The sequence below is a fragment of the Flavobacterium sp. N2270 genome (assembly GCF_025947225.1).
GTDB lineage: Bacteria > Bacteroidota > Bacteroidia > Flavobacteriales > Flavobacteriaceae > Flavobacterium.
Map to the genome: position 1 here is coordinate 2,223,610 of NZ_CP110005.1, position 15,447 is coordinate 2,239,056.

The 15,447-nt window shown below is 28.8% G+C and carries 18 protein-coding genes; 12 read left to right on the plus strand and 6 right to left on the minus strand.

From position 1 onward, the window contains the following. Positions 1 to 16: 16 nt before the first annotated feature. A complete protein-coding gene (locus OLM55_RS10425; RefSeq protein WP_264558842.1) occupies positions 17 to 160 on the minus strand; it encodes a hypothetical protein in 144 nt (47 codons plus the stop codon). Between the two features lie 38 nt (positions 161 to 198). Further along, positions 199 to 795 carry an RNA polymerase sigma factor gene (locus tag OLM55_RS10430; protein ID WP_264558843.1) on the minus strand — a complete coding sequence of 199 codons (597 nt, stop codon included), beginning with the start codon at positions 793 to 795 and terminating at the stop codon, positions 199 to 201. 324 nt (positions 796 to 1,119) lie between these two features. Between OLM55_RS10430 and uvrA the strand changes: the two genes are divergently transcribed. From uvrA to OLM55_RS10450, 4 genes are all read left to right on the plus strand, one after another. After that, a complete protein-coding gene (gene uvrA / locus OLM55_RS10435; protein ID WP_264558844.1) occupies positions 1,120 to 3,909 on the plus strand; it encodes an excinuclease ABC subunit UvrA in 2,790 nt (929 codons plus the stop codon). 108 nt (positions 3,910 to 4,017) lie between these two features. Continuing rightward, positions 4,018 to 4,722 (plus strand): hypothetical protein, encoded by a 705-nt coding sequence (locus OLM55_RS10440; RefSeq protein WP_264558845.1) that lies wholly within the window; start codon positions 4,018 to 4,020, stop codon positions 4,720 to 4,722. A gap of 45 nt (positions 4,723 to 4,767) precedes the next feature. Further along, positions 4,768 to 5,241 carry a 23S rRNA (pseudouridine(1915)-N(3))-methyltransferase RlmH gene (gene rlmH / locus OLM55_RS10445; protein ID WP_264558846.1) on the plus strand — a complete coding sequence of 158 codons (474 nt, stop codon included), beginning with the start codon at positions 4,768 to 4,770 and terminating at the stop codon, positions 5,239 to 5,241. Between the two features lie 105 nt (positions 5,242 to 5,346). Continuing rightward, positions 5,347 to 5,829: a hypothetical protein gene (locus tag OLM55_RS10450; RefSeq protein ID WP_264558847.1), complete on the plus strand. Its 483-nt coding sequence runs from the start codon at positions 5,347 to 5,349 to the stop codon at positions 5,827 to 5,829. 42 nt (positions 5,830 to 5,871) lie between these two features. Here OLM55_RS10450 and OLM55_RS10455 read toward each other — a convergent pair whose 3' ends face one another. Next, positions 5,872 to 6,582: a hypothetical protein gene (locus tag OLM55_RS10455; protein ID WP_264558848.1), complete on the minus strand. Its 711-nt coding sequence runs from the start codon at positions 6,580 to 6,582 to the stop codon at positions 5,872 to 5,874. Next, entirely contained in the window at positions 6,579 to 7,400 is an 822-nt protein-coding gene (gene folP, locus OLM55_RS10460) for a dihydropteroate synthase (RefSeq protein ID WP_264558849.1), read from the minus strand. The genes OLM55_RS10455 and folP overlap by 4 nt, the downstream gene beginning before the upstream one ends. 90 nt (positions 7,401 to 7,490) lie before the next feature. On the opposite strand from folP, the gene OLM55_RS10465 reads away from it, so the two are divergent. The 6 genes from OLM55_RS10465 (at position 7,491) to OLM55_RS10490 (ending at position 11,282) form a co-directional block, all read left to right on the plus strand. Further along, positions 7,491 to 8,033, plus strand: coding sequence for a DUF1599 domain-containing protein (locus tag OLM55_RS10465; RefSeq protein ID WP_264558850.1), 543 nt, complete (start codon positions 7,491 to 7,493; stop codon positions 8,031 to 8,033). A gap of 30 nt (positions 8,034 to 8,063) precedes the next feature. After that, on the plus strand, positions 8,064 to 9,173 hold the full coding sequence (locus OLM55_RS10470) for a BT_3928 family protein (protein ID WP_413614319.1): 1,110 nt from the start codon (positions 8,064 to 8,066) through the stop codon (positions 9,171 to 9,173). Between the two features lie 99 nt (positions 9,174 to 9,272). Continuing rightward, a complete protein-coding gene (locus OLM55_RS10475) occupies positions 9,273 to 9,770 on the plus strand; it encodes a TlpA disulfide reductase family protein (RefSeq protein WP_264558852.1) in 498 nt (165 codons plus the stop codon). Further along, positions 9,770 to 10,519 (plus strand): triose-phosphate isomerase, encoded by a 750-nt coding sequence (tpiA, locus tag OLM55_RS10480; protein WP_264558853.1) that lies wholly within the window; start codon positions 9,770 to 9,772, stop codon positions 10,517 to 10,519. Before OLM55_RS10475 ends, tpiA begins: the two co-directional genes overlap by 1 nt. A 3-nt stretch (positions 10,520 to 10,522) precedes the next feature. Continuing rightward, a complete protein-coding gene (locus tag OLM55_RS10485) occupies positions 10,523 to 10,912 on the plus strand; it encodes a hypothetical protein (RefSeq protein ID WP_264558854.1) in 390 nt (129 codons plus the stop codon). Between the two features lie 4 nt (positions 10,913 to 10,916). Further along, on the plus strand, positions 10,917 to 11,282 hold the full coding sequence (locus tag OLM55_RS10490; RefSeq protein WP_264558855.1) for a DUF1304 domain-containing protein: 366 nt from the start codon (positions 10,917 to 10,919) through the stop codon (positions 11,280 to 11,282). A gap of 13 nt (positions 11,283 to 11,295) precedes the next feature. Here OLM55_RS10490 and OLM55_RS10495 read toward each other — a convergent pair whose 3' ends face one another. Both OLM55_RS10495 and hutH read right to left on the minus strand, forming a co-directional pair. Then, entirely contained in the window at positions 11,296 to 11,775 is a 480-nt protein-coding gene (locus tag OLM55_RS10495; RefSeq protein ID WP_264558856.1) for a YcxB family protein, read from the minus strand. Positions 11,776 to 11,807: 32 nt separating this feature from the next. Continuing rightward, the gene (gene hutH, locus OLM55_RS10500; RefSeq protein ID WP_264558857.1) at positions 11,808 to 13,310 is read right to left on the minus strand and encodes a histidine ammonia-lyase; all 1,503 of its coding nucleotides are present in this window, start codon (positions 13,308 to 13,310) and stop codon (positions 11,808 to 11,810) included. A gap of 166 nt (positions 13,311 to 13,476) precedes the next feature. On the opposite strand from hutH, the gene gcvT reads away from it, so the two are divergent. Continuing rightward, entirely contained in the window at positions 13,477 to 14,559 is a 1,083-nt protein-coding gene (gene gcvT / locus OLM55_RS10505; protein ID WP_264558858.1) for a glycine cleavage system aminomethyltransferase GcvT, read from the plus strand. A 158-nt stretch (positions 14,560 to 14,717) separates the two neighbouring features. Next, positions 14,718 to 15,440, plus strand: coding sequence for a YebC/PmpR family DNA-binding transcriptional regulator (locus tag OLM55_RS10510; RefSeq protein WP_264558859.1), 723 nt, complete (start codon positions 14,718 to 14,720; stop codon positions 15,438 to 15,440). Positions 15,441 to 15,447: the final 7 nt, after the last annotated feature.

Sequence of the window (15,447 nt, forward strand, 5' to 3'; positions counted from 1 at the left end):
TTTACGAGGCTTTTTTTTAATTAGCAATAATTTCAAAGGTTAGTTTGCCTACTTTTTCAATTCTCAACGCTTTAGAATAGTTAAGAATAAACGAAATCGTTTCTTTTTTAGGTAACATTTTATTGGTTGCTAATTTCTTTTTAGAGTAAAGTTTTGCCATAGAATTTATTGTGTTTTCATCTATAACGCAAACCAATATTATATTATTGTTAAATTCGTTAAAATAATTTGATTTTTTTCTATCACTTTTCTTAAGTTCATAATTGCATAACGCATTCTACCTAAGGCAGTATTAATACTAACACCAGTAGTTTCTGCTATTTCTTTAAAACTTAAATCTTGGTAAATACGCATTTTTAAAACTTCTTTCTGGTCTTCTGGAAGTTCTTCAATAAGTTTAGTTAAATCTAATTCAACTTGTTCTAAAATAATTTGATTCTCAACATTTAAACTAGTATCTGATAAAAGTGAGAAAATAGAATATTCATCAGTATCTCTCTGAAAACGCATTCTTTTAGATTTTCTAAAATGATCAATTACTAAATTATGTGCAATACGCATAACCCAAGGTAAAAACTTACCTTCTTCATTGTATGATTTTGCTTTAAGTGTTTTAATTACCTTAATAAAAGTATCTTGAAAGATATCTTCACATAAATCTTTATCATTAATTTTAGAATAAATGAATCCATAAATTTTAGATTGATGTCTTTCTATTAAAATTGATAATGATTGTTCATCACCTTCAATATAGTTTTTAACCAAAATACTGTCAGAAAGTTTGTGATTAGCCATAAGATTACCTTTTAATTTATTGGAATTGTAAATTTTATAAAAGTAATTTTTAAGTATAGGCTATCTTTTTAGATTGTTAATAAGGTCAAATTTAAAGCAAATAAAATATAAAAACCAAATATTCGTTAACATTTTTATTTAAAAAGTTAAAATTTACCAAAAAAAGAGAAAAAACAACTAATTATTAGCAAGTTAATGATAAAAATATTGATTTTTTGTTGATTACTACTTAAAATTTTAAACCCAATTGATTTCTTTCTAAGACTGTATTATATTGGCTTATGATTTTAATTTATGTAAATTTGCAAATCTTTACTTTTTGCCATGATAAAAACCGACTTTTCGAAGCTAGAACCAAAAAAAAACATCTTAATAAAAGGTGCTCAACTCCATAATTTAAAAAATATAGATGTTGCTATACCTAGAAACAAACTAGTTGTGGTAACTGGTCTTTCTGGTTCAGGAAAATCAAGTTTAGCATTTGATACTTTATATGCAGAAGGTCAAAGACGTTATGTAGAAAGTTTATCTTCTTATGCACGTCAATTTTTAGGCCGTTTAGACAAGCCTAAAGTAGAATACATTAAAGGAATTGCTCCTGCAATTGCTATTGAACAAAAAGTAAACACTACAAATGCACGTTCTACCGTAGGAACTTCAACTGAAATTTACGATTATTTTAAATTACTATTTGCTCGTATTGGTAAAACCTACTCTCCTATTTCGGGTCAAGAAGTAAAAAAAGATACCATTTCAGACGTAATTTCTAAAATTGAAACTTTAGAAGAAAACAGCAAATGGTTATTACTTTCACCAATTCATTTAGAGGAAGGAAGACCCTTAGAAGATAAATTAAAAGTATTATTACAACAAGGTTTTGCTCGTGTTTTAGTTAAAAACGAAATGGTTCGTTTAGACGAAATTGAAGCTGATAAATTAAATGTAAAAGACGTTTTATTAATTATTGATAGAATTGTAGTTAAAAAAGAAGAAGAGTTTTTCAACAGATTAGCCGATTCTGTACAAGTCGCTTTCTATGAAGGAAAAGGTGAATGTTATTTACAAGAATTAAATACTGAAAATAAGTTTTCTTTCAGTTCAAATTTTGATCTTGACGGAATGACTTTTTTAGAACCTAATATTCATTTATTCAGCTTTAACAATCCATATGGAGCTTGTCCAAAATGTGAAGGTTACGGAAGCGTTATTGGTATCGATGAAGAATTGGTTTTTCCAAATACAGCACTTTCTGTATACGAAAACGGAATTTATCCTTGGCGCGGTGAAAGCATGAGTTGGTTTAGAGATGAATTGGTAAACAATGCTTATAAGTTCGATTTTCCTATTCACAAACCTATTTTTGAGCTAACGGAAGAACAAAAGCAGTTGATTTGGACTGGAAATAAGTATTTTACAGGTCTAGATGCATTCTTCGCTGAACTTGAAGAAAAGAATTATAAAATTCAAAATCGTGTAATGTTATCTCGTTATAGAGGAAAAACAAAATGTACGGCTTGTAAAGGAAAAAGATTAAGACCTGAGGCGAATTATATCAAAATTGCAAATAAAACCATTTCAGAACTTGTTGATTTACCAATTGTTAAACTAATTGAATTCTTTAAAACATTAGAATTAAACGATTACGATGCAAAAGTTGCAAAACGACTTTTAATTGAAATCAATAACCGATTAGGTTTTCTGTATAATGTTGGATTAAGTTATTTAACTTTAAATAGAAATTCTGCTACTTTATCTGGTGGAGAATCTCAACGAATTAATCTTGCCACTTCACTTGGAAGTAGTTTAGTGGGTTCAATGTATATTTTAGATGAACCAAGCATTGGATTACACCCAAAAGACACCGAACGATTAATTGAAGTATTAAAAGAACTTCGCGATTTAGGAAATACTGTTATTGTTGTTGAACATGACGAAGACATCATGAAGGCCGCCGATATGATAATTGATATTGGTCCGGAAGCAGGAACAAATGGCGGGTACTTAGTTGCACAAGGAACGTATGATGAAATTTTAAAAGCCGATTCTTTAACTGCCAAATACTTAAACGGACAAGAAGAAATTGCCGTTCCAAAAAAGCGTAGAAAATTTAAAAATCACGTTGATATTATTGGAGCAAGAGAAAATAATTTACAAAATCAAGATTTTACGTTTCCATTAGATTGCTTAACGGTTATAACAGGAGTTTCTGGTAGTGGAAAAAGTACATTGGTTAAAAAAATATTGTTTCCTGCCATTCAAAAGAAATTAGAAGGCGTTGGTGAAAAACCGGGGCAGTTTACAGAACTTGCAGGGAATTTCTCAAACATAAAACATATTGAATACGTTGACCAAAACCCAATTGGTAGAAGTTCACGTTCCAATCCGGTTACGTATATAAAAGCATATGACGATATTAGAGAATTGTTTTCTAAACAAAATGTTTCAAAATTAAGAGGTTATTTACCAAAGCATTTCTCATTTAATGTCGATGGCGGAAGATGTGAAACCTGTAAAGGTGATGGTGAAGTAACTATTGAAATGCAATTCATGGCCGATGTGCATTTAGAATGTGAAACGTGTAATGGAAAACGATTTAAAAAAGAAGTGTTAGAAGCTACTTTTGAAGGTAAAAACATTGATGATGTTTTAAAACTTACTATTGATGATGCTTTAGCTTTTTTTACCGAACACAAGCAAACAAAAATTACTCAGAAGTTACAATGTTTACAAGATGTTGGTTTAGGCTATGTACAACTTGGACAATCTTCTTCTACACTTTCTGGTGGAGAAGCACAACGTATTAAATTGGCTTCGTTTTTAGTAAAGGGAACAATTAAAGACAAAGCGCTATTTGTTTTTGACGAACCAACAACTGGTTTGCATTTTCACGACATTAAAAAACTTCTAAAATCATTTGATGCTTTAATTGACAAAGGACATTCTATTATTGTAATTGAGCATAATTTAGATTTAATTAAGTGTGCCGATTATATTATTGATATTGGTCCAGAAGGCGGAGAATATGGCGGAAAACTAATGGCTTTTGGAACACCTGAAGAAGTAGCAAAAGATAAGAATTCGGTTACTGGAAAGTATTTAGCGGAGAAGCTTTAAATGTGGATTTGTTGATTTGGTTAATTGTTTATTTGTTTATTTGGAAAAACTAAACACAAACTTGTCATTTCGACTTTAGGAGAAATCTAAAAGTAAATAATTTGAAAAATGAAGAAAGAATTTCTACTTGATTATTTAAAAAATGAATATTCATTTGATTGTAATTTGAATTTTTTATTTGAAGAAATTACAATTTCAGAATTAGTATCAGAAATAATTGATTGGATAGTAAATTCCAAACATGATTACGTTGAAATACTAACATTTGCTAGAGATTTTTATTTAGGTTCAGATTTATCAAAAAACACAAAAAAAGAATATTACGAAGAATTAAAAAAACAACACTTCTTTAAAGTCTTAGAAAATAATTTACATTGTACTGATTTAGAAAAAATAAGTTATACTATATATACTATTGGAAAATTTTCGGATAATAAAAATTCCTTTATTCTAGAAAATGCTTATGAAAATAATTTTAAAGATAAGAACCTAATTTTATCTTATAGATGTTTAAGTGAATTAGATTGGTTAGAATCAAAAAAAAACCTTTTATATATTGAAGATTTGAAAATTGAAAATTCAATTTATTCAAACTTTATTCTTCTTTATCTATTTGAAATGTATAATAAAGAAAAAGAAATAAACAAGATTCTTTTAAAAAGTGAATTTAAACATATTTTTCAGTCAAATCAATTTACTGAAAATGAACTTTATTTAAATTTAATGGATTTAGAAACTAAATACAATAAAGCTTATAGTTTTAGTTGGTCAAAAAAAGATATTGAAAATTTCATATTATTTTTTTATAAGTAATTCCCAAATCCACAAATAACCAAATCAACGAATAAACAATAATCAATGAACATCAAACTCATAACCATAGGAAAAACAGACAATAAAAACTTACAATCGCTGATTGATGAGTACACCAAGCGTTTGTCTTTTTATGTAAAGTTTGATTTAGAAATTATTCCTGATATTAAAAACGTAAAGAATTTAAGCGAAGCCCAACAAAAAGAAAAAGAAGGCGAATTAATCTTGTCTAAAATTACGCCAACAGACCATTTAATTTTGTTAGACGAAAACGGCAAAACATTTTCGAGTGTCGGTTTTTCTAATTTTCTACAAAAGAAAATGAATGCTGGAATAAAAACGTTAGTTTTTGTAATTGGTGGCCCTTATGGATTTAGCGACACCGTTTATAAACAAGCTGTTGGTAAAGTTTCTTTATCAGAAATGACTTTTTCTCACCAAATGGTTCGCTTGTTTGTAATTGAACAAATTTATCGTGGATTCACCATTTTAAGAAACGAACCTTATCATCATCAATAGTTTTTAAAAAAAATCATTTTATAAATTGATAATTTTTTGATATATATATATTTTGATATATATTTAGCAAAAAATAAACTTAACCGATTAATTAATAACTACCACATGAAAAAAATTATTCTTGCTTGTGCACTTTTCTTAACTTTTTTTTCTAATGCGCAAATTAAAGTAATTGAAACTACTCCTATAATTAGATTAGGTTCAATTGGGCAAAATGACATATTTATTTTAACAGAAGGAAATAAATATACTTTCTTTTATAAAAATATTGAAAATGAAGAATCAATCAATTCTAAGTCTTTTTACTTTAAAGATTTAAATAATGATTATGAAGCTCTAAATAAAATTATCGTTGATGGTTTTAACTCAGATCCTTTAGTAGATATTAAATTAGAATTACCAGAAGATTTCGTTTGGTTACATTATTCAAAAAACTTAGGACAAACTTATGTTCAGTTTATGGCTAAAAACAAAAAGAATGAAACTACAGGTGTTACTAAAGCATTTAATTTAGATCAAATCAATAAATTATTTGAAAAGAAACTTGAGAAAAAAGAAAATAAAGACGAAATGTCGGAATTCAAATAGAAACATAAAAAAAGCCTTGCAATTGCAAGGCTTTTTTTATTCTTATAATTTACAATTACAATCAGGTAATTCGTTTACATCATAAATAAATTCAAAAGAAGAAATTTGAATTTTATCCGAATTTAATTTCCATATTAATATTTTATTTTGAATATATTCGCCAAAAGTCAAACGCTTATCAAAGTTTAAATGCAATATTGTAGTTTTTCCATCGTTTGTAAAATCAGCAAAATCTTTAATAAAGTCTACTAATTCTTCACGCTCAATATCATTACCATCAACTGTAATTTTATTTTCATTATTAAAATTGACAGTAAAGTTATGATACGGCATATAAGCTTCAGCATTTTTCTTAATAAAAAACTTAGAAAAGTCTTTATCTATTTTATATTGAACGTCTGTAAAAGGTAAAAAAGCTAAATTTTTCCCAATACTATCTGCGTAAGAAAACACATTAATTGCTCCTTCTTTTTTATGAGATGAATTTGCTTTTTTATACTGAAGCTTCATTATTTCAGGAATAACAATTCCTAATGGAAGTCTTTTGTCAATATTAAAAACCCAATTTGTAGTACTTATAGAATTGTTTTTATTTACATCTACAACACTATCGTTTTCATAAAACATATAAATTGGCGAGTGATCTGTAATATCTTTCATTACAGAAATATCTGCTTTTGGTAATTGAACGTCTTCTTTTTTACAAGAAACAATTAATAAAAATGCGACTAAGGTTATGCTTATTTTTTTCATTTTAGTTGGGTATATATTTTGATACATTCTTGAGCTTCTTTAACATCGTGAACTCTTAAAATTTGAGCTCCTTTTTGTAATGCAATTGTGTTTAAAACTGTGGTTCCATTTAACGCATCTTGTGGTTCATTTTCTAATAATTTATAAATCATTGATTTTCTTGAAATTCCAACTAAAATTGGTAATTCTAAAATAGAGAAAAATTCCAATTTTTGCATGATTTCATAATTATCTTCTAATGTTTTAGCAAAACCAAATCCAGGGTCAACAATAAGATCATTAATTCCTAATTTTCTTGCGGCATTAATTCTTTCCGAAAAGTAGAACATAACTTCTTTCACAACATCATCATAAATTGCTAATGATTGCATAGTTTGTGGTGTTCCTTTCATGTGCATCATTATATAAGGAACTTGCAATTGAGCAACAGTTTCTAACATTTTTTCACCTAACAAACCTGCAGAAATATCATTAATTAAAGCTGCACCTTTATATATAGCTTGCTTTGCAACTTCACTTCTAAATGTATCAATAGACAATAAAACATCTGGAAACTTATTTAAAAGTAAATCTATCACAGGTAAAATTCTATTCAATTCTTCATCTTCCGAAACAAATTCGGCTCCTGGTTTACTCGAATAAGCACCAACATCAATAAAAGTAGCGCCTTCGGCAATCATTTTCTCAACCTGTGCTACTATTTCAATTTCGTTTTTATAAGAACCACCATCATAAAATGAATCGGGAGTTACATTTAAAATCCCCATTATTTTAGGAGTAGATAAATCAATAAGGTTTCCTTTACAGTTAATAGTCATACTTTAAAATCAAAATTCGTTAATCTTCATTATTCATTCCAAAAAAATAATGTTACTTTTGAAGAAACTTACTACAAAGATACCGAAATAATGAAGAATACGTCACAAGAATACGATGCAGTGATAGCAATTTGTCGCGATTTGTTTACCAAAAAAACAAAAGACTACGGAACAGCCTGGAGAATATTACGTTTACCATCGTTAACTGACCAAATTTTTATTAAAGCACAACGCATAAGAAGCCTTCAGGAAAATGAAGTGCGTAAAGTTGATGAAGGTGAAGCATCTGAATTTATAGGAATCATTAACTATTGCATTATGGCCTTGATTCAAATTGAAAAAGGTATTGCTACGCAACCTGATTTAAAATATGACGATGCTGTAAAACTATATGATGAAAAAATTGCCTTAACAAAGCAATTAATGGAAGATAAAAATCATGATTATGGTGAAGCTTGGCGCGAAATGCGTGTAAGCAGTTTAACCGATTTAATTTTACAAAAGTTACTTCGTGTAAAACAAATTGAAGACAATAAAGGACAAACATTAGTTTCTGAAGGAATTGATGCCAATTACCAAGATATGATTAACTATTCTGTATTTGCATTAATACACATGAATATTGCTAAATAATTTTTCAATTTAAAATAAATAAAAATGAATATTAGAAATATAATTACACAATTTTCAAGAATATTTGTCGGCGTATTATTTATAATTTCGGGCTTAATTAAATTAAACGACCCAATAGGTTTTTCCTATAAACTTGAAGAATATTTTAATGCAGATGTTTTAAATGTTGAATTTTTAATTCCATTTGCACTAGTAATTGCTTGTTTTGTTGTCATTTTTGAAGTTGTTTTAGGGGTAATGCTATTAATTGGTTTTAAAACCAAATTTACCATTTGGAGTTTATTAGCAATGATTGTATTTTTCACGTTCCTTACCTTTTACTCTGCTTATTTTAATAAAGTAACCGATTGTGGTTGTTTTGGTGATGCTCTAAAGTTAACGCCTTGGGAATCGTTTACTAAAGATATTGTATTGTTATTCTTTATTCTAATACTTTTCTTTAATCAAAAATTCATAAATCCAATATTAGATAAAACTCCTATCAACTTAACCGTTTTTGCTACTTATTCTTTATGTTTATTCATGGCTTTTTATGTTTTACAGCATTTGCCTTTAATCGATTTTAGAGCGTATAAAGTGGGCACAAATATTCAAAAAGGAATGGAAATCCCCGAAGGAGCTGAAAAAAGCGAATATGAAATGGTGTTCATTTATAAAATAAATGGTGTGGATACCGAAATTAGTTATGCTGATGTTATGGCTAATAAAATTCCTGAAGGAGCTGAATTTGTTGACAGAAAAGACAAACTAATCAAGCAAGGTTATGTTCCGCCAATTCATGATTTCTCTATTGAAAAAGACGGAACAGATTATACTGATAGTGTTTTACAAGAACCAAAAGTTATGTTATTTATTTCGTATGACTTAGATAAATCAAAAGATAAAGGAATGGAAGCTTTAGAAGAACTACATCAAAAAGCAATTGCAAAAGGATACTTGGTAATTGGTATGACTTCTTCTAATCTTGAAACAATTGCTGCTTATAAAACTAAATTCAAACACACATTTGATTATTACTTTTGCGATGCAACAACTTTAAAAACAGTAGAAAGAGCAAATCCTAGTATTGTACTTTTAGAAAAAGGAACAATTGTTCAAAAAGTACACTTTAATGATATTGACAAATTAGACTTAAAATAAAAAGTTAGTTAGCTAACAATAGCTAAACAATTGAGGTTTTATTAAGAAAATCTGATTTTACTAATTGTAATTTTATAAAAAATTTAAAACAATATTATTATGAAAAAGATTATTTCACTATTTACAATAGCATTATTTACACTTTCTTGTTCGCAAGCACAACAAACAAAGTTTAAGCAAGAAGCCTTAGAAAATGTAATGGTAGATACTAATAATGAATCTATTGCATTTAAAGATATTTTAAAAAAATACGAAGGAAAAACCATTGTTATTGATGTTTGGGCTTCGTGGTGTTCAGATTGTATCAAAGGAATGCCTAAACTAAAAGCATTACAAGCAAAATTTCCCGATGCAACTTACTTATTCATTTCTATGGATAAAAATTATGAATCATGGATAAAAGGAATTGCTAAATATGATGTACAAGGAGAACACTATTTAACTTCAGACGGAATGAAAGGCGTTTTTGGAAAATCAGTGAAACTAAATTGGATTCCACGTTATATGATTGTTGATAAAACAGGTAAAATTGCATTATTTAAAGCTATTGAAGCTGATGATGAAAAAATTACAGAAACATTAAATGCATTAAAATAATGAGAAAAAATATAGTTGCAGGAAACTGGAAAATGCACAAAACGCATTCAGAAACAATTGCTTTAATTGAAGAAATTGTATTAAAAAAACAAAATACATCAACAGAAATTATTGTAGCACCAACGTTTGTTAACTTACAAACAGCAGTTACTATTTCTGAAGGAAATAATATAACTGTTGCGGCACAAAATATGCATCAAGCTGAAGGTGGCGCTTTTACAGGAGAAATTTCAGCATCAATGTTAACTAATATTGGTGTAAATACTGTAATTCTTGGTCATAGTGAAAGAAGAGCATATTTTCATGAAACAGATGCACTATTAGCAAATAAAGTCGATACAGCTTTAAAACACAACATGCGTGTTATTTTTTGTTTTGGCGAAGAGTTAAAAGACCGTCAAATAAACAATCATTTTAATGTGGTGGAATACCAATTAAGAGATGCTTTATTTCATTTACAAAAAAGCGATTGGTCAAATATCATTTTAGCTTACGAACCTGTTTGGGCTATTGGAACAGGTGAAACTGCTTCTCCAGAACAAGCTCAAGAAATGCATGCGTTCATTCGTAGCTTAATTGAAAAAGTCTACGGAAACGATGTTGCTGAAAACGTTTCTATACTTTATGGTGGAAGTGTAAAACCAGAAAATGCAAAAGAAATATTCTCTAAAAAAGATGTCGATGGTGGTTTAATTGGTGGAGCAGCATTAAAAGCAGACGATTTCTTAGCAATTGTAAATGGGTTTTAAAAAATGAAAAAAATACAAAAACTACTTTTAACCTTAATCCTAACAATAACTTCAATATCTTATGGACAAGAAGATTGTAAGAACTTTAGAAACGGAACTTTTAAACTAGTTGACAAAACTACAGGAACTGTTTTTTTAATTAAGCGTAAAGGAAACATACAAACGGAAGAAATTGAAGGTGAAAAAGAAGGATATTCATTTCATGTAAATTGGATTTCCGATTGTAAGTACACTTTGTATCCTACAAAAGAAACTCTTGCAAAAAACAAAGATTTTGCAGGTTATTTATATGTTGAAATAACAGAAGTTAGAGAAAAATCTATCATCATAAAAAGCACAATGAAAGAATATCCAGAAATGGAGATTTTTTCTGAACTTACAAAGTTAGACTAATTTTATGCATATTATTTCACAACTATTAATCGTTCTTGTAGCACTACTCCACTTGTATTTCTTATGGTTAGAAATGTTTGTATGGACCACAAAAGCCTATAAAGTATTTAGAAATTTTCCAAAAGATTTATTTGAGAAAACAAAAACTATGGCTGCCAATCAAGGTTTATATAACGGATTTTTAGCAGCTGGATTAATTTGGTCTTTATTTATAACAGATGTTGTTTGGAGCAATAACATTGCATTATTCTTTTTAACATGCGTTGCTATTGCAGGTATTTATGGTGCTTATTCTATTTCTAAAAAAATATTCTTTGTACAAAGTATTCCTGCTATTTTAGGAATTTTGAGTTTGATATTTTTAAAGTGAGTACAAATTGATTTTACTTTTTTTTAGATAAAATAAAATCAATTTGTTTTTGCTCAACAAAAAGCCTGTCAGGTAAATAAATACTTAATCCATTTTGTGGTTTAATTACAATTCCTTTTTTAGTCTTTATTATTGACATTAAACCACTCCAATTTATTTCTCCAGAAGAAAATGGCCCTGAATGTTTAATATGTGTATCTGTAAATTCAAGTTCAATTTTATTTCCATTTATTTTACTTTCATTTCTATCCTTCAACCATTTATTTCTATCATAATAAAATTTAAAAAACTCATATATTCCAATTGCTGAAAATATCATAGACGAAAAACCGAACGCTTTATTCATATTAAAATAATATAAACAAACTCCGATTAAGACAAAAACTACTGCAAAAATAGGTTCAAATTTCTTTAGTTTAGCAATACTTATTAATTGGTCATAAGCTTCTTTATAATATTCTTCATCTGGATGAAAATTTAATTTAAAGTCCATTATTACAATATTTTAAAAGTACAAACAAAATATTAATCCTCTATATCAATTTGAAAACTATTCAAAAACTGAATCGATTTTTCAATATCGTAATGTAAAATTCTATCTTCACTTACAAAAGGAACTTCTTCTCTATACGATTTAATAAACATTTCAATAAAATCACTCGATTTTAAGGGTCTTCTAAACTCTAAAGCTTGTGAAGCATTCATCAATTCAATAGCTAAAATACGTTCTAAATTTTCAACAATTTTAAGCGTTTTAGTTGCTGCATTTGCTCCCATACTTACATGATCTTCTTGTCCGTTACTCGAAACAATACTATCAATACTTGCTGGCGTAGCAAATTGTTTATTTTGACTTACAATACTTGCGGCAGTATATTGCGGAATCATAAATCCTGAATTTAAACCTGGATCATTCACTAAAAAGGCAGGTAAACCTCTTAATCCTGAAATTAATTGGTAGGTTCTTCTTTCTGAGATACTTCCTAATTCAGCTAAACCTAATCCTAAAAAGTCCAAAGCTAAAGCTAATGGTTGTCCGTGGAAATTTCCGCCAGAAATAATTTGGTCTTCGCCCACAAAAATATTTGGGTTATCGGTAACCGAATTAATTTCAGTACGAAAAACTTTCTTTACGTAATCAATAGTATCTTTACTCGCTCCATGTACTTGAGGAATACATCTAAATGAATACGGATCCTGTACATGTACTTTTTCTTGTTCTATAATTTCACTTCCGTCTAAGAATTCTAACATTTTTTCGGCAGTAACAACCTGACCTTTATGCGGGCGAATTAAATGAATTAAATCGGTATATGGTTCTTTTCTTCCATCAAAACCTTCTAAAGAAACAGCTCCAATTAAATCGGCTAAATACGATAATTTACTTGCTTTTATTAAACTGTAAACTCCATATGCACCCATAAATTGAGTTCCGTTCAATAAAGCTAACCCTTCTTTTGATTTTAATATCAAAGGTTTCCAACCAAAACTTTCTAAAACTTTATGAGAAGGTTGTCTAAATCCATTATAATAAACTTCACCTTCACCTAAAAGAGGCAACGATAAATGAGCTAATGGAGACAAATCGCCAGAAGCTCCTAATGAACCTTGAGTATATATAACTGGTAAAACATCATTATTATAAAATGCAATTAAACGCTCAACCGTTTCTAACTGAACGCCAGAATGTCCGTAACTTAACGATTGAACCTTAAGCAACAACATTAACTTCACAATCTCATGAGGTACTTCATCTCCAGTTCCACAAGCATGCGATTTTACTAAGTTTTCTTGAAGCTTAGATAAATTTTCTCCAGCAATTTTTACATTACAAAGCGAACCAAAACCTGTATTAATTCCGTAAATTGGCTTATCATGAGATTTCATTTTCTCATCTAAATAATTACGGCATTTTTCAATATTAATACGAGCTTCTTCTGATAATTCTAGTTTTAAATCATAAGAAATTATTTCATTAATTTTCTCAATAGATAATAAATCAGCGCTTATATAATGTATCGTTTCCATGTTAAATTTTTATAAGCCCAAAATTCAACAAACAATTGTTAAAATGCAAGGTTTCATTAAGATAATCATCAATTTATTTTTATTTGGAATAAAACTATGTATTTATACCTTCAAAAATTAAGAATTTTAATAAATTAGCCACTTCAAATTTTATACTATAATTATAATGAAAAATACAGCTTTAACTCACGTTCATGAAAGTTTAGGAGCGAAAATGGTTCCATTTGCAGGTTACAATATGCCTGTGCAATATGAAGGTGTAAATGCAGAACATGAAATTGTTAGAACAGGTGTTGGAGTTTTTGATGTTTCTCACATGGGAGAATTTTTCCTAAAAGGAGAAAATGCATTAGCATTAATTCAAAAAGTAACTTCAAATGACGCTTCTAAATTAGTTGATGGTAAAGCACAATATTCTTGTTTACCAAATAACGAAGGTGGAATTGTAGATGATTTAATTATTTATAAAATAGCTGATAATCATTATATGCTTGTTGTAAACGCATCAAACATTGAAAAAGACTGGAATTGGATTTCGAAACATAACGACTTAGGTGTTGAAATGCAAGATTTATCAGATTCTTATTCTTTATTAGCGATTCAAGGTCCAAAAGCTGCTGAAGCAATGCAATCATTGACTTCAATTGATTTAGTTAATATGCCTTATTATACGTTTCAAATTGGAGAATTTGCTGGTGTAGATAATGTAACGGTTTCTGCAACTGGTTATACTGGTTCTGGAGGTTTTGAAATTTATTTTAAAAATGAAGATGCTGAAACGATTTGGAACAAAGTTTTTGAAGCCGGTGCATCTTTTGGTATTAAACCAATTGGATTAGCTGCAAGAGATACTTTGCGTTTAGAAATGGGATTTTGTCTATATGGAAACGATATTAACGATACAACTTCTCCTTTAGAAGCTGGTTTAGGTTGGATTACCAAATTTGATAAAGAATTTACCAATTCTGAAAATTTAAAGAAACAAAAAGAAGCTGGTGTAACAAGAAAATTAGTTGCTTTTGAATTAACAGAAAGAGGAATTCCTCGTCACGATTATGAAATTGCTGATGCAAACGGAAATGTAATAGGAATTGTAACTTCTGGAACTATGTCGCCATCACTTGGAAAAGCAATTGGTTTAGGATATGTACCTACTGCTCTATCAGCGATTGATTCAGAAATTTTCATTCGAATTAGAAATAAAGACATTGCTGCAAAAGTGGTTAAATTACCTTTTTATAAGAAATAGCAACTTAAAAGAATCAAGAGCAAGAACAAATTTCAAGTGCTATAAAAAGCATGAATATTTTTTAAAAAAATTGAAGTTGAAACTTGAAATTGATTTTTAAAATGTCTTTTGAAATTGACCTTGAAATAATTAAATTTGCACAGATTAAAAAATAAGAAATGGGAAGAGCATTTGAATTTAGAAAAGCACGTAAAATGAAACGTTGGTCAGCAATGGCTAAAACGTTTACTCGTATAGGAAAAGATATCGTAATGGCAGTTAAAGAAGGAGGACCAAATCCTGAAACTAACTCGCGATTAAGAGCTGTAATACAAAATGCTAAGGCTGCGAACATGCCTAAAGATAATGTAGAGCGAGCAATTAAAAAAGCATCTGAAAAAGATACGGCAGATTTTAAAGAGGTATTATTTGAAGGTTATGCACCACACGGAATTGCAATTTTAATTGAAACAGCTACTGATAATAACAACAGAACAGTTGCCAACATAAGAAGTTACTTTAATAAATGTAATGGAACTATGGGAACACAAGGTTCTGTAGAATTTATGTTTGATCATACTTGTAATTTTAGAATCCCAGCTGAAGGACAAGATGTTGAAGAACTTGAACTTGAAATGATTGATTTTGGGGTTGAAGAAATTTTTGCTGATGAAGATGGTATTTTAATGTATGCACCATTTGAAAGTTTTGGAGCTATTCAAAAAGAATTGGAAAACAGAGGTTTAGAAATACTTTCTTCTGGCTTTGAGAGAATTCCACAAGTTACAAAAGAACTTACAGCAGAAGAAGCAGCAGACGTTGAAAAACTTTTAGAAAAAATTGAAGAAGACGATGATGTAATGAATGTGTACCATTCTATGCAAGAAAATACAGAAGAATAATTTCTTA

What these genes read in the sequence shown, in the direction of transcription:
- OLM55_RS10440 (WP_264558845.1), top strand. Translation starts at nt 4,018, where the DNA reads ATGAAGAAAGAATTTCTACTTGATTATTTAAAAAATGAATATTCATTT.
- OLM55_RS10455 (WP_264558848.1), bottom strand. Translation starts at nt 6,582, where the DNA reads ATGAAAAAAATAAGCATAACCTTAGTCGCATTTTTATTAATTGTTTCT.
- OLM55_RS10425 (WP_264558842.1), bottom strand. Translation starts at nt 160, where the DNA reads ATGGCAAAACTTTACTCTAAAAAGAAATTAGCAACCAATAAAATGTTA.
- OLM55_RS10495 (WP_264558856.1), bottom strand. Translation starts at nt 11,775, where the DNA reads ATGGACTTTAAATTAAATTTTCATCCAGATGAAGAATATTATAAAGAA.
- OLM55_RS10510 (WP_264558859.1), top strand. Translation starts at nt 14,718, where the DNA reads ATGGGAAGAGCATTTGAATTTAGAAAAGCACGTAAAATGAAACGTTGG.
- OLM55_RS10475 (WP_264558852.1), top strand. Translation starts at nt 9,273, where the DNA reads ATGAAAAAGATTATTTCACTATTTACAATAGCATTATTTACACTTTCT.
- uvrA (WP_264558844.1), top strand. Translation starts at nt 1,120, where the DNA reads ATGATAAAAACCGACTTTTCGAAGCTAGAACCAAAAAAAAACATCTTA.
- hutH (WP_264558857.1), bottom strand. Translation starts at nt 13,310, where the DNA reads ATGGAAACGATACATTATATAAGCGCTGATTTATTATCTATTGAGAAA.
- gcvT (WP_264558858.1), top strand. Translation starts at nt 13,477, where the DNA reads ATGAAAAATACAGCTTTAACTCACGTTCATGAAAGTTTAGGAGCGAAA.
- OLM55_RS10430 (WP_264558843.1), bottom strand. Translation starts at nt 795, where the DNA reads ATGGCTAATCACAAACTTTCTGACAGTATTTTGGTTAAAAACTATATT.
- OLM55_RS10465 (WP_264558850.1), top strand. Translation starts at nt 7,491, where the DNA reads ATGAAGAATACGTCACAAGAATACGATGCAGTGATAGCAATTTGTCGC.
- folP (WP_264558849.1), bottom strand. Translation starts at nt 7,400, where the DNA reads ATGACTATTAACTGTAAAGGAAACCTTATTGATTTATCTACTCCTAAA.
- OLM55_RS10485 (WP_264558854.1), top strand. Translation starts at nt 10,523, where the DNA reads ATGAAAAAAATACAAAAACTACTTTTAACCTTAATCCTAACAATAACT.
- OLM55_RS10490 (WP_264558855.1), top strand. Translation starts at nt 10,917, where the DNA reads ATGCATATTATTTCACAACTATTAATCGTTCTTGTAGCACTACTCCAC.
- OLM55_RS10450 (WP_264558847.1), top strand. Translation starts at nt 5,347, where the DNA reads ATGAAAAAAATTATTCTTGCTTGTGCACTTTTCTTAACTTTTTTTTCT.
- rlmH (WP_264558846.1), top strand. Translation starts at nt 4,768, where the DNA reads ATGAACATCAAACTCATAACCATAGGAAAAACAGACAATAAAAACTTA.
- tpiA (WP_264558853.1), top strand. Translation starts at nt 9,770, where the DNA reads ATGAGAAAAAATATAGTTGCAGGAAACTGGAAAATGCACAAAACGCAT.